The sequence below is a fragment of the Streptomyces sp. NPDC087787 genome (genome assembly GCF_044743035.1).
Taxonomy (GTDB): Bacteria; Actinomycetota; Actinomycetes; order Streptomycetales; family Streptomycetaceae; genus Streptomyces.
The window spans coordinates 15,825-29,588 of sequence record NZ_JBIUVQ010000018.1 but is presented as its reverse complement, the minus strand read 5'-3'; the positions used below and the strand labels follow the sequence as shown (position 1 = coordinate 29,588).

Genomic DNA, 13,764 nt, shown 5'->3' with positions numbered 1-13,764 from the left:
CGGCCACGGGCGGCTTCTCAGTCTCCTCTCAGCGGGCGTCGCCGAGGCTGGAGGAGTACCGGGGACGACCGGGTCCTTCGCGCACCGAGCAAGTGAGTCCTTCCCGCATCTTCTTCCCGCATCGAAGAGGAGGCGTCCATGGCTTCCCGTACCGCGGCCCCATTCGTCTCTTCTCGCCGGGGCCGCACGGCCCCGGGAACCGGAGGCACCGGTGACCGGCTGAACCGCTTCTTCGACGACGCCTGCGACCGCACCCCGTCGGCCCCGGCCCTCGTCTGCGGATCGCGGCGTGTGACCTACGCCGAACTCGACGCGCGGGCCAGTCGGGTGGCCCAACACCTGCTGCGCGCCGGCATCGGCCCCGGCAGCCGAGCGGGCCTGCTGCTGCCCCGGACCGTGGACATGTACGCGTGCCTGCTGGGCGTGTGCAAGGCGGGCGCGGCGTTCGTGCCGATCGACCCTGCCGCGCCGCCCGAGCGCGTCGCCTTCATCCTGGGCGACGCGGGCGCGGCCGCGGTGCTGACCACGTCGGCGCTCGCGTCCGGCGCCGCCTGGGCGCGGCGGTGCCAAACGACGTGCCAGGTGATCGAGATCGACACGTCTGCCGCGGACCTCGCCGCCCAGCCGCCCGGGCGGCCCGCCGTCCCGCCGAGGGGAGCGGACGATCCGCTGGCCTACGTGATGTACACCTCGGGATCCAGCGGCAGGCCGAAGGGCGTGGAGATCGCGCAGTCGAGCATCTGCAACTTCCTGCGCGTCGTGGCACCGATCTACGGCATCCGGCCGGACGATCGCGTCTACCAGGGCATGACCCTCTCGTTCGACTTCTCCATCGAGGAGATCTGGCCCACCTGGGCGGCCGGCGCCACACTGGTCGCCGGACCCGGCGGCCCCGCACAACTGGGCGACGATCTCGCCGACTTCCTTCAGGAGCACCAGGTCACCGCTCTGTACTGCGTCCCGACGCTGCTCGCGACGATCTCCCGCGACCTCCCGCGGCTCCGTACGGTCGTCGTCGGCGGCGAGGTGTGCCCCGCCCCGCTCGTCGAGCGGTGGTGCAGGCCGGGACGGCGCGTCCTCAACACCTACGGGCCGACCGAGGCCACCGTCACCGCCACCTGGCAGGAAGTCCGGCCGGGACGCCCGGTGACCATCGGCCGCCCGCTGCCGACCTGCTCGGCCGTCCTCCTCGACGAGCGGCTGCGCCCCGTGCCGCAGGGCGCCGTCGGCGAGATCTGCCTGGGCGGCCCGGGCCTCGCACGCGGCTACGCGGGACGGCCCGACCTGACGGCCGAGCGTTTCGTCCCACACCCCCTGGCCCCCGGCTCGGGCCGCCTGTACCGCACCGGAGACCTCGGCAGGATGACCGACGACGGGGAGATCGAATACCTGGGCCGGGCCGACGCCGAGGTGAAGATCCGCGGCTACCGGGTGTCCCTGGAGGAGATCGACAACGTACTCCTGGAGGACCCCGGCGTTGCCCAGGCGGCCACCACTCCTGTGGCGCCGCGCGACGGACACGACGGCGACCGCGTCCTCGCCGCCTACGTCGTGCCCGCCGGGAACGGCACGGACCCCGACGACGATCTCACCGCCCGCCTCCACCGGCGCCTGCGCAGTTCGCTGCCCGCCTACATGGTCCCCGCCACACTGGACTTCCTCGACCGGCTGCCCGTCATGCCCAGCGGCAAGACGGACCGCAGGAGACTGCCCGCACCCACCGGCCGCCGGCTCGCCGGCACCGGCCGTGTCACGCCGGTCCGCGACCGGCTCGAGGCCAGGGTGCGCGACGCCTGGGCACGGACACTCGCCATGGACCCCGGCGAACTCTCCGCGGACGCCGACTTCTTCACCGACCTCGGCGGCCACTCGCTGCTCGCCGCCCGAGCGGTGTCCCTGCTGCGCGACCCGGGCGGCGGGCCCGGCCCCACCCTGCGCGAACTGTACGAGAACCCGACCGTGAGCGGCTTCGCGGCCCGGCTGCGCGCAACGGCCGACGCCTCCCGCACACCACGACGGCCCCGCCCCGCCCCCCTGCGGCACGGCCGCGCCCGCATCGCGCGCGCCGGCCTCGTCCAGGGCACGGCCCTCTACGTACTGCTCCTCCTGCTCACCGGCCCGGTGGCCGGGGCCCTCGTGCTGAGCCACGGACAGGTGACGGGCGGCGAAGCCGTAGGGCCCGCCCTCGCGGTGACGGCCGGCTGGTTCGCCGTACGCTGGCTCGTTCCCGTTCTGCTCGCACGGCCCCTGGCGGCGGGCGTCCGGCCCGGCCGGTACCCCCTCTGGGGAGCGACGTACCTGCGGCTGTGGCTGCTGGACGTACTGCTGCACGGCATCGGCCCCCTGCGGACGCTCAGCGGATCCCCCCTCATGGGCCCGTACCTGCGGCTCCTCGGCGCCCGCGTCGGCCCCCGCACCACCATCGCCACCAGCTTCGTCGGCCTGCCCACGCTGCTGCGCGTCGACCAGGACGCCACGATCGGCTACGGCGCCACACTGCGCCCCTGGCAGGTCGCCGACGGCTGGGTCACCGTCGCGCCGATCACCGTCGGCGAGCGGGCGTACGTCGGGGCCAACGCGGTCCTCGAACCAGGGGCCCGCCTCGGCCCCGGGTCCGCGCTCGGCGAGCAGTCCGCGGCAGGCCCGGACGAGGCCGTTCCGGCCGGAGCGCGCCGCGCGGGATCGCCCGCGCGCCCGGTCGAGGCACTCGCCCCGCACGTCGAGACGATGCTGCGCGAGCGGACCGGGGCGGATCCGTGGCGGCCCCGCCACCTGGCCGCCGTCGTGCTCGGCCTGGTCCTGCTGGAGTCCGTCGTGCTCGTCGCGGCCCTGCCGAGCGCCGCCCTGCTCTGGTGGGCCTGGTCGCGCGGCGGCACCTCAGCCGCTCTCGCGGCGACCGCCCTGTCCGGTCCGGTCTTCGTGGCGACGGTGTGCCTGTTCGTCGCCGCCGGGAAGCGGGCCGTCCTGACCAGGACACCACCCGGGATCCATCCGGCGCGCTCGGCGCTGGGCGTGCGCAAGTGGATCGCCGACAAGCTGCTTGAGCAGAGCCTCACCCTCACCAACTCCCTCTACGCCACGCTCTACACCGTGCCGTGGCTGCGGCTGCTCGGCGCCCGCGTCGGCCGGCGCGCCGAGATCTCCACCGCGGCGCACCTCGATCCCGACCTGCTCACCCTCGGCGACGGCAGCTTCGTCGCCGACATGGCCGGCGTCGGCGCCGCGGCCTTCGCGGCCGGACGCATGGCCTGCCGGCCCACCGACATCGGCGAACGCGCCTTCGTGGGCAACGCGGCGCTCGTTCCCGCCGGGACGCGGCTCGGCCCGGGCTCGCTCGTCGGCGTGGCCACCGTGCCGCCCCCGCAGCGCGTGCCCGCCGGCAGCACCTGGCTGGGCTCACCGGCCCTGCGGCTGCCCGTGCGCCAGGACAGCGGCTCCTACCCGGAGGAGAAGACGTTCCGGCCCACCCGCGGGGCCGTGCTCGGCCGACTGGCCATCGAGTTCTTCCGCGTCACCCTGCCCATGTCGGTGCTCGCGACCGCCGCCTTCCTGTACCTGCTCGCGCTGTCGCAGACCGCCCGCCGCACCGGGCCGTGGGTCACCCTGGCCCTGTCGCCGCTGTTCACCGCGGGCGCGGTGCTGATCGTCATCGGGTGCTGCGTGGCGGCCAAGTGGGCCGTCGCGGGGCGGTACCGGCCGCGCGTGGAGCCCCTGTGGAGCCTGTTCGTGCGCCGCACGGAGTTCGTCACCGGCCTCTTCGAGGCGGCGGCGGTGCCCGCGGGCGTGGGCGCCCTGGTGGGGACGCCCTTCCTGCCGCCGGTACTGCGCCTGCTCGGTGCCCGCATCGGACGGCGCACCTGGATCGGCACCACCTACCTCACCGAGTTCGACCTCGTCGAAGTGGGCGACGACGCCTCGATCGGCATGCACGTCTCCCTGCAGACCCACCTGTTCGAGGACCGGGTGATGAAGATGTCCACGGTGACCGTCGGCCCCGCCGCGAGCGTCGGTACGCGGACCGTCGTGCTCTACGACACGCAGGTGGGCGCCGGTGTCCGGCTCGGGGCGCTGTCCCTGGTGATGAAGGGCGAGCGCCTGACACCGGGAACGAGCTGGCACGGGCTCCCCGCCGAAGGAGACGGCACGGTACCGACGGCCGGTCAGGCCGACGACGTACCCGCGGTGGGGCGGCCATGACACACCCGGGGCACTCAGGGGCCCCCGCCGGGCGCCGCCCCCTCGCCCTCGTCTACCGCGGCCCGGCCTCGCTGCCCGGCTGCCCCGAGGCGGTCGCCGCGCTGCTCTCCGCCGGGCCGTGGAACCTGGACGTCCGCCACACCGGCCCGGGCGAGGCGCTCCCGCTGTCGGCCGGGATCCTCACCGAGGCCGCGCTGTACGCCCAGCCCGGCGGGGGCACGCTCGCCTCCGCCTACCGGAGACTTCGGCGGCGGCGCCGGGAGATCCGCGACTTCGTCCGCGACGGCGGGCGCTACCTCGGGTTCTGCCTCGGCGGCTACCTCGCCGGGGCCACCCCGGGCTTCGGCCTGCTCCCCGGCGACACCGACCAGTACATCTCCTCCCCGGGGGCCACCGTCCACGACGACAGCGACACCCTGGTCACGGTGCACTGGGGAGGCCGGCCCCGCATCGTCTACTTCCAGGACGGCCCGCTCTTCGTCCTCGACGAGCACGCCGACGCCACCGTCCTCGCCACCTACGACAACGGCACCCCCGCCGCCCTCGTGACCCCCTTCGGCCGCGGGCGGGTGGCGGTCACCGGTCCCCACCCGGAGGCCACGCCTAACTGGTACACCGACCACGGCCTGCCGGTGCACGACACCCTGGACCTGGCCATGGACCTGGTGGAATCCGTGATGGAGGAATGACCCCACCGCCGTACCGCACACGCCCCCTCACGGAAAACGGCGGCTCCCGTCCGGAGCTATCGTTGGTCCTGAGGCTGCCATGCGGACGCTGATCATCGAGGACGAGCAGGCACTCGCCGAGGCCATCGCCGACGGACTTGCCACCGAGGGCTTCGTCTCGGACCTGGCACACGACGGCCCGGACGGACTCTGGCGGGCGCTCCACGAACCGTACGACGTCATCGTGCTCGACATCATGCTGCCCGGCCTGTCCGGCTACGAGGTCCTCAAACGCCTGCGGGCGGCCCGGACCTGGACCCCGGTGCTGGTCCTCACCGCCAAGGACGGGGAGTACGACGAGGCCGACGCCCTCGACCTCGGCGCCGACGACTACCTGAGCAAGCCCTTCTCCTACGTCGTGCTCGTCGCCCGCCTCAGGGCCCTGCTGCGGCGAGGCGCACCCGCCCGCCCCGCCGTCCTCACCGCCGACGACCTCACGCTGGACCCGGCGCGCCGCCGCTGCCGCCGTGGACACCGCGACATCGACCTGACCGCACGCGAGTTCACCCTCCTGGAATACCTGCTCAGGCACCCCGACGAGGTGATCAGCAAGGCGGACATCCTCACCCACGTGTGGGACGAGCACTTCGACGGCGACACCAACATCGTCGAGGTCTACGTCGGCTACCTCCGCCGCAAGATCGACGCCCCCTTCGGACGCCGGACCATCGAGACCGTCCGCGGTGCCGGCTACCGGCTGCGCGGCGGTACGGGGTGACCGATGGCCGCGGGGATCCGGTCGTGGTGGGCCTGCCGGTCACTGCGCCTGCGGCTGACCGCCGCCGCGGCCGCCGTCATCGCCGCCGGACTGGCCGGAGCCGCCGTGCTGCTCGTCGTCTGGCTGCACGCCAGCCTGATCAGCGGACTCGACCAGACCGCCCTCCAGGGAGCCCAGGTCGTGGCGGCGGACCAGGACGGTGACCGGACCACGGCGGACGTGCCCACGACCGACCACGGGGGAGTCGCCGTCCAGGTGATCGCGGGGAACGGGAAGGTACGGGCCAGCTCGGCCAACCTGCACGGCCGGCCGCGTGTCTTCACCTTCCCGGCGAGCCGGGCGGCCACCCCGCGCGCCCACACCGTCGACGACATCCCTGTGGGCACGGGCGGGACATGGCGTGCCGTCGGCATCCCCGCGGGCACCGCCCACGACCCGGTGACCGTCTACGTCGCCGTGCCCACCGAGAGCGTCGACCACGGTCTGGCCCAGCTCACCGTCGCCCTGGCCACCGGAGTCCCGGCGGTCGTCGCCGCCCTCACCGCAGTGGCGTGGCTGCTCACCGGGCGTGCGCTGCGCCCCGTCGACGGCATGCGCGCCCAGACCGCCGAGATCACCGCGTCCGACCTGAGCCGCCGCCTCGACGTACCGCCCGCCGACGACGCGCTCGGCCGGCTGGCCACGACCTTCAACGACCTGCTGGCCCGCCTGGACACCTCGACCCGGCGGCAGCGGCGGTTCGTCGCGGACGCGGCCCACGAACTGCGCAACCCCCTGAGTATTCTGCACACGCGCCTGTCCGTAGCGGCCCAGCATCCCGGCCTGGCGGACGGGCAGTCCCTCGCCGCCGGGCTCCTGCCGCAGACCGAACGGCTCACCCGGCTCGTCGACGACCTGCTCCGGCTCGCGCGGCTCGACGCCCGGCCGCGGCTGCGGGCCCGCCCCGTCGACCTGGACGAGATCGTCTTCACCGAGGTGCGCGAAGCCCGTCGGCGTACCCGCCTCGTCATCGACCAGCACGCCGTGGGCGCCGCGCGGGTGGCGGGCGACGGGGACGCCCTCGCCCGTGTCGTGCGCAACCTGCTGGACAACGCGCTGCGCCATGCCCGCACCCGGATCGACGTCAGCCTCCACACGCTCGGCGACACGGCACAACTGACCGTCGCCGACGACGGACCCGGCATCCCGGAGGCCGACCGCGAGCGCGTCTTCGGGCGCTTCACCCGGCTCGACGGCGCCCGCGCCCGGGACACCGGCGGCAGCGGCCTCGGCCTCGCCATCGTCCGTGACACCGTCACGTCCCACCACGGCAGCACCCGTATCGAGGACAACCGCCCCGGCGCCCGGCTGGTCGTCCTCCTCCCGGCGATGGGCCAAGGCCGGTGAAACCCGGCCGCCCCACCGGCAAGCGGTGCGCCCGCCACGGCCGGGCCCTCACGTCACGGCGCGGGTGAGGGCCCGGGAGCCGTGTCGGACACCACGCGCATGCCCAGCCCGCGCACCCGGTAGATGCAGGTGTCGTCGCCCCACAGCGTCGCGTCCGCCGTGACGTAGGGCCCCCACGCGTCCGTGCCGCTCTCCACGATGTCCATGTCCACCCGGATCAGCCGGTTGGCCGGGGTGATCTGGCCGCGGTAGGTCCAGGTCGTCTCGCGGCCGGGCAGCACCGGTTCGAACCGTGGGTGCGGGACGCCGTCCGCCGCGCCGCGCTCGAGCAGGTGGTACTGGAGAAGCTGGCACATGGCCTCGACGCCCAACGACCCCGGCTGCACCGGGTCCTGGAAGAAGTGCGCCCGGAAGAACCACTCGCCCGGGACGACGTCCTTCTCCGACCGCAGCCGCCCGAGCCCCCGGCTGCCCCCGTCCGGCCAGGATCCGGTGATCCGGTCGAGCATCAGCAGCATCGGGCCCGGCAGCCGCGGTTTTCCGGCGCAGTAACGGGCGGGCCGGGCGGTCAGATCGACGACGTGGTCGCAGGGCTCGTCGAGACGCGCCCGGTCCGCGGCCGACACCGTGAGGCCCTGCTGGTGCTCGAAGGCCGACGGCGGGAAGTAGCCGAAAGTCGTGGACAGTTCGAACAGCGGCACGCCGTCGGCCGTGCACCTCACCCGGAACGACTCGATGATCATGTCCCCGCTCTGCGAGACACGCGTCAGTTCGGCCTGGGTGCGGACCGTGCCCGTCGCCGGAGTGACCTCACCGGTGACCGTGCCGGCGCCGTCCAGGTTGCGGAACAGCAGATCCGTACCGGTGGTCAGCGCGCTGCCCACGTACGAGGCCAGCCACCCGCAGGGTTGCAGCGCGATCTCCATCAGGACGGCCAGCGGCATCGTACGGCCGCCGCTCTGCTCGAAGTACCAGGCACGCGCGGGCACGTCGTACTCCGCGACGACGCCGCTGCCCTCCCGCATACCGCCCTGCGGACCGTCCACCGAGACGATCCGGCTCATGAAGTGGTACGGCGGACCGGGCAGCCGCGCGACCCTGCGGGTGCCGTCGAACGGCTCGTACGCCGCACCGAACGCCTCGGTCGGCCTGCCCCAGGCACACGCCAGCAACGAGGCGTAGCCGAAGGGGAGTCCGTCGGCAGCCCTCGCCACCGGCTTCTCCTCCCGGTGCCCGGCCAGCCCGCCGAGCAGCGGGAGCGGCACCGGCGCACCGCTGCCCTGCACGGCGGGCGGGCCCGAGCGCCGCCAGTGCGACAGCGGCCAGTCGGGCACCAGCCGCAGCGCCACCTCCTGGCCCAGGAACGCCTTCGTCCCGTCCACCCAGCCCAGCACGTCCGCGTACAGCGTCGGCACCGGACCGGCCGAGACACCGCGCACGAACACCTCGTAGACGACGCGCCGCCCGGCAGGAGTGGCCTGGCCGCGGCACATCGCCTTGAAGGGCAGCCCGTCGACGGGCTCGAAACGCCAGCCGTCCCGGTCCACGGTGAAGCCGAGGGCGGTCAGGTAGAACGCCATCGCCTGGAGGCCGCCCTGCAGCATCAGGGTGCCCGGCATGCAGGGGTCGTTCTTGAAGTGCCCCGCGAAGAACCAGTCGTCCGGCGACAGTGGGGTCTCGGCCCGCAGATAGCCGCGGCCCCACGGACCTCCGGCCGGGTCGAACTCCGTCACCTCGTGCAGCAGCCGCAGCCTGCCGTCGTCGAGCCCCGGTGAGCGTACGTGCGCCGCCGTCGCCTCCCAGCCGGGACCGAAGCAGTCCGCCGGCCGCCCCTGGGCCAGGGCGCGCACCCGGTCCGCGCCGAAGCGAGCGCGCCCGCGGCGCACGGCGGGCGGGTCGAGCGGCAGGTCGTCGCCGGGCGGCCGCTCGGCGGGATCCCACCGCACCCCGCCGCTGCCCGCGAGCTCCTCGGGGGTGAAGAACCCGGCCTGCCCCTCGCGGACGCTGAGCCGGAGTTCGCCGTCCACGTAGCAGTCGTAGTGGAAGAAGGCGAGCCGGACACCGTCGTGCTCCGCGTGGCCGTCGACGTGGATCTCGTAGCGCAGGGTGTCGCCCGCTTCCGGCGGGCTGCCGTGGTACGTCATCTCGCAGCCGAGCAGCCGGTAGGCGCGCTCGCCCCGGTTGAGAAGATCGATGCCCAGCCAGCTGAGCAGGAGCAGATCCGCCTGGCCCGCCTCGATCATCAGCCCGGCGGGCATACGTCCGGTGGAGTCCAGGTACCAGCCGCCGGGCAGGACGTCGGTCTCCGTCCAGATCGTCCCGTCGGTGCGAACCGGGCCGGGCGCGACGAGCGCCGCCGGCACGGCGTCGATGCCGGTGACCCGGTCCGCGAGCAGCATGGGCGGCTGGGGCATCCGGGTCTGCACCGCGTACGCGTCCTGCTCGGCGAATCGGGGGCCGAACAGCGCGGAGACCTCCCGCGAGGCGAGATGCTCCAGCTGGGCACGGTCGAACTTCGGCCCCGGCCTCAAGGGTGCCGTCTCCGGTGGGACAGGCGGCGGGGAAAGCGGGTGGGGAGCGGACCGTACGGGCGCCGGACGCGGGGCCGGGAGGTCCGGTTGCCGCACGGGAACGGATACGCCGCCGCTCCTCAGCGCGGTGACGGCCAGCGCGGACAGCCGCAGGAACCGCTGATGGGCCTCGGCGTGCCCGGCGAGGATCTCCTGGTGCAGCGCGGCGACCCGACCGGTCTGCCGCAGGGCCGCGGCACGGGCGCCCGTCACCCGCGGCTCCCGTCCGTCCGGGTCCGCCGGCCGGACGCTTGGCGCCGGACGCCGCTCCGAGGCGCCGGGGCGCGGCACGGCAACGGGGGCCGGTGCCCCGGACCGGCCGGGCTCCGGGTCCGGCACCGGCGCCAGCTCGGGGGCCCGGGGCAGGGTCACCGGGGCCGCCTCCACCGGCGGCAGCACCGGAGACGCGGGTACGGGCACGGTGACCGCGGGCCCCGGACGCGGAACCTCGGCGGCCGCCTCCGCCAGCCGGGCGAACAACGCGTCGGCGCGCACGGGCACCCCGGCGGCGACGAGCTCGGCCACCGCGAGGCAGGGCTGCCGCAGCCCGGTGTCGCCCGGGGCGTCCAGCGCGACGGCCACATGGTCCCGGTCGCCGAGCACCCGCTTGATCCAGCCGGTGCACAGCTTGCGCGGCCCGTGCTCCACGAAGACCCGGACACCGTCGGCCCACGCCTGCTCGACCGTGGCCGCGAAGTCGATCGTGTTCAGCCCCTGCGCGGTGAGGGCCTCGGCGGCCCGCTCGGCCGTCGGCCGGTACGACTGCCCGGTGGCCCCGCTGTAGAACCGCACACCGGGCACGTCGACGGTGGGCTGGTGGTGCGCCTGACGCCACACCTCGCGGATCTCCGCCAACTCCGGTGCGTGGGCGGCCAGGTCGTAGTCGAGCTCGATCGCCCGGTCGGCGCCGATCCTCGCCACGACGGCCGCGCACGCGCGCGACTCGCCGCCGATGACACAGACTCCGGGCGCGTTCACCGCCATCAGATGGACCGCGGCCTCGGCGGCGAGTTCGGCACGGACCACCTCCAGGGGCGCCGTGACCAGATGGCTGGACCAGCGGGAGCCCTGGACACCCAGACGCTCCCAGTGCCGCCGGACCGCCCTGAGTTCACCGGTGAGTTCGGTCGTGAACAGACCACTGTCACGGGTGGCGTCGAAGAGCCTCGCCGAGTCCGGCCAGGCACCCAGCGCCACCAGGGCGGCCGACTCTCCCGAGGAGTACCCGACAGCGGCGTCCGGCCGCAGCCCGAGCACCTCCCGGCTGAACACCGTGTGAACGGCGGCGAGTTCGGCGGCGGCCCAGATCTGGTCGAACACGCCGCGCTCCGTACGGGAACGCAGTCGTGCGCCGATCGCCCCGTGCCGGACCCGGACGGCCTCGCCGAGCGACGGCAGCGCGAGCGTCAACTCGCGGCCCATATCGGGGTACGCGGCCGAGCCGTTGGTGTACACGAACGCGGTCTGCCCCGTGACCGGCCTGTCCCGGTACGCCACATCGGCCGGGCGGGTCCCGTCCCCGGCCAGCCAACGACGGGCCGCCGCCACACGGCCCGGCAACGCGTCGTCGTCGGCCACGAGCGCCAGCCGGGCCGGTCCGGCTCCGGACTCCGTACCGGCCTCCAGCGCGGCCAGCACCTCCCGGCGGCCGGCCCCGGAGAAGACGTGCAGACGCGGAGCCGGGCCCCGCAGCCACGGCCGGGCGTCCCCCGCGCGCAGCCGGACACTCGCGGTGGGCCCTTCCATCGGTCTCACCACGGCCTTCGCGGTGTCCGCGACGGCCGTGGTGTCCGCGGGACCGCCCGGGCGCGGCACCGCGCGGTGCTGGAGCGAGAGCGCCGCGGCCGCGACGGAGACCAGCCCGCACGCGGCGTGAGCGCGCCCGAAGACCGACGCCGGATCGAACACCGCGTCGGGGCCGTCCCCGATGACCATGCCGGGCGTGCCGGCGGTGTCCTCGTCCAGCAGGGCGACGACGGTGTCGCCGTCCCTGCGCGCGGTGTCCAGGGACTTGAGGACCAGGACGACGGCGGCGTCCCCGGGTTCGTCCTCGTGTCCCAGCTCCCGCTGGGCTGCCCGGTGCACCGCCTCGCAGGACAGGTCGGTGGCACCGACGAGGGCGGCGTCGACCTCCCCCGACCGTACGGCCCGGGCCGCCAGGCCCAGCGCCACCAGTCCGGACGCCTCCTCTGCCGAGACCGCGAACCCCGCTCCCGCCAGGTCGAGTTGGGTGCTGATCCGGTTCGCGACGAGGTTCGGCATGCTGCCCACCACCGCCTCCGCGGTCATGGGCGGCACGAACGCGTCCCGTGCGAGCCCCGCCGACGCCGCCGTGGTGGGAAGTCCGGCCTGCTCCAGCCAGTGGGGTACCCGCCAGCGGGCGCCCGCCCGGGCCACCTCGGGATCCACCCCCATCCCGACGACCACCATGGTCCGCTCCCGCGGCAAGGACACCGACCGCACGGCCTCCCGGGCCGCCTCCAGCACCAGGAGCTGATGGCGCACCGTCCGCTGAAGGGCCAGGGGCGGGAAGCACAGGTCCCTCAACTCCACGGCGATCTCCGTGGCGGGGCCGCGCCGCTCACCGCCCAGCACCGCCCGACGGAAGTCCTCGGTGCAGGTCCCGTCACCGACACGGGCGCCCAGGGCGACGATCGCCACCGGCCTACGGCCGCCCGGCGACTCCCGCACCCGGGCCCGGGCGGGCACGGCGTCGGCCGGCGGGTGGACCGGCCGCGACACGGCGGACGTGGGGCCCAGCGGTCGCGGTGCGGCGGGCACCGGGTCGCCGTCCGGAAGGTCCACCACCAGATGGGCGTTGGTCCCGCCGAACCCGAACGCGCTCACCGCCGCCCGGCGCGGCCCCGGCCACGGTTCCGGCGCCGCCAGCACCCGCAACGGCGTGCCCGCCAGCGCCTCCAGCGGCCGCTGGGCCCCGAGCGTCGCCGGACGCACCCCGGCGCGCAGCGCGCCGAGCACCTTCAGCAGCCCGGCCGCGCCCGCCGAGGCCAGCAGATGCCCGACGTTCGACTTCGCCGAACCGATGGGCACGTCGTCGCCGGCCCCGAAGACCCGGGCCATGGCGCGCGCCTCCACCGTGTCCCCGACCGGCGTCCCCGTCGCATGGCACTCGACGAGCGACACGGTCCCGGGCGCGACGCCCGCGGCCTCGTACGCCAGGCGCATGGCACGGACCTGGCCCTCCTCCGACGGACTGATCAGCCCGGCCCCCCGCCCGTCGTTGGACAACCCGACACCGCGGATCACCCCGAGCACGGGCAGACGGGCGGCGCGGGCCTCGGACAGCCGCATCAGCGCGACGAACCCGGCGCCCTCCCCGTGCACCAGGCCGTCCGCGTCCCGGTGGAAGGGGCGGCTGCGCCCCGTACGGCTCGTCGCCGACAGCCCGCAGAACCCCACATGCAGATAGAGGGGGTCCGCCCGGCTGACCGCACCGGCCACCATCAGGTCCGCCGTGCCGTCGTGCAGCCGGTCGCACGCCAGCTTGACCGCGTACAGGGACGACGCGCAGGCGGCGTCGAGTGACCACGCGCCCGCACCGAGCCCGAGGGCCCGCGCGGCGAGCAGGGCGGGCAGCCCGGACGAGAAGCGGTTCCGGGCGTCGGGCCGCTCCGCGCGTTCTCCCGTCAGCAGGGCGTCACGGAGTGGAGGTTGCTGGGCGGACAGCCAGACGTGCTCGGCGAAAGCCGCCCCCGAGGGCGTGGGGTAGGACAGGTTTCCCAGCACAAGGCCCGCGCGCGGCAGCGGACCCTCGCGGCCCGCCTCCGTGAGCGCCTGCCGGACGCCGTACAGGACCCAGTGGAAGAGCGGGTCCAGGGACAGGATCCGCTCCGGGGCGATCCGGAAGCCGCTCGGGTCGAAGACGGACTCGAACCCCGTGACGAACCCGCCGACATCGGTCCAGGTGCGGTCGAGGTGGTCGTCCACCGAGCCCATGGCCCAGCGGCGGGGCAGCCGCCACCGGCGCTCCGGGACGGCCGACAGGCTCGCGCGGCCCGCGACGACGTTGTCCCAGAACGTGTCCGGATCGAGCGCGTCGGGCAGCACACAGCCCCGGCCGACGACAGCGATCGGTTCGAATTGCATGCGGGTCTCACTTCACGGCGGGGCAGGGCGGGGCTGGTACGCGGGAGGCCGGATATCG

5 protein-coding genes and 1 pseudogene are annotated in these 13,764 nt (G+C 74.9%); 5 read left to right on the top strand and 1 reads right to left on the bottom strand.

All coding sequences use genetic code 11. The annotated features are described in order from the left end of the window. Positions 1–138 precede the first annotated feature (138 nt). The 5 genes and pseudogenes from ACIOWN_RS26410 to ACIOWN_RS26390 all read left to right on the top strand — a co-directional run. Positions 139–1,923 (top strand): annotated as a pseudogene (locus tag ACIOWN_RS26410) (amino acid adenylation domain-containing protein); the annotation flags it as partial. A gap of 36 nt (positions 1,924–1,959) precedes the next feature. Further along, a complete protein-coding gene (locus tag ACIOWN_RS26405) occupies positions 1,960–4,197 on the top strand; it encodes a Pls/PosA family non-ribosomal peptide synthetase (protein ID WP_401983571.1) in 2,238 nt (745 codons plus the stop codon). Continuing rightward, positions 4,194–4,886, top strand: coding sequence for a BPL-N domain-containing protein (locus ACIOWN_RS26400; RefSeq protein ID WP_401983486.1), 693 nt, complete (start codon positions 4,194–4,196; stop codon positions 4,884–4,886). The genes ACIOWN_RS26405 and ACIOWN_RS26400 overlap by 4 nt, the downstream gene beginning before the upstream one ends. 79 nt (positions 4,887–4,965) lie before the next feature. Further along, the gene (locus ACIOWN_RS26395) at positions 4,966–5,643 is read left to right on the top strand and encodes a response regulator transcription factor (protein WP_362348918.1); all 678 of its coding nucleotides are present in this window, start codon (positions 4,966–4,968) and stop codon (positions 5,641–5,643) included. Positions 5,644–5,646: 3 nt separating this feature from the next. Continuing rightward, on the top strand, positions 5,647–7,029 hold the full coding sequence (locus tag ACIOWN_RS26390; RefSeq protein WP_401983484.1) for an ATP-binding protein: 1,383 nt from the start codon (positions 5,647–5,649) through the stop codon (positions 7,027–7,029). 53 nt (positions 7,030–7,082) lie between these two features. Here the strand turns inward: ACIOWN_RS26390 and ACIOWN_RS26385 are convergent, their stop codons facing one another. Beyond that, positions 7,083–13,706, bottom strand: a complete 6,624-nt coding sequence (locus tag ACIOWN_RS26385; RefSeq protein WP_401983483.1) for a beta-ketoacyl synthase N-terminal-like domain-containing protein — start codon at positions 13,704–13,706, stop codon at positions 7,083–7,085. Positions 13,707–13,764: the final 58 nt, after the last annotated feature.

Excerpts from the sequence above, each read along its gene's own strand:
- ACIOWN_RS26395 (WP_362348918.1), top strand. The coding sequence starts at position 4,966 with ATGCGGACGCTGATCATCGAGGACGAGCAGGCACTCGCCGAGGCCATC.
- ACIOWN_RS26400 (WP_401983486.1), top strand. The coding sequence starts at position 4,194 with ATGACACACCCGGGGCACTCAGGGGCCCCCGCCGGGCGCCGCCCCCTC.
- ACIOWN_RS26390 (WP_401983484.1), top strand. The coding sequence starts at position 5,647 with ATGGCCGCGGGGATCCGGTCGTGGTGGGCCTGCCGGTCACTGCGCCTG.
- ACIOWN_RS26385 (WP_401983483.1), bottom strand. The coding sequence starts at position 13,706 with ATGCAATTCGAACCGATCGCTGTCGTCGGCCGGGGCTGTGTGCTGCCC.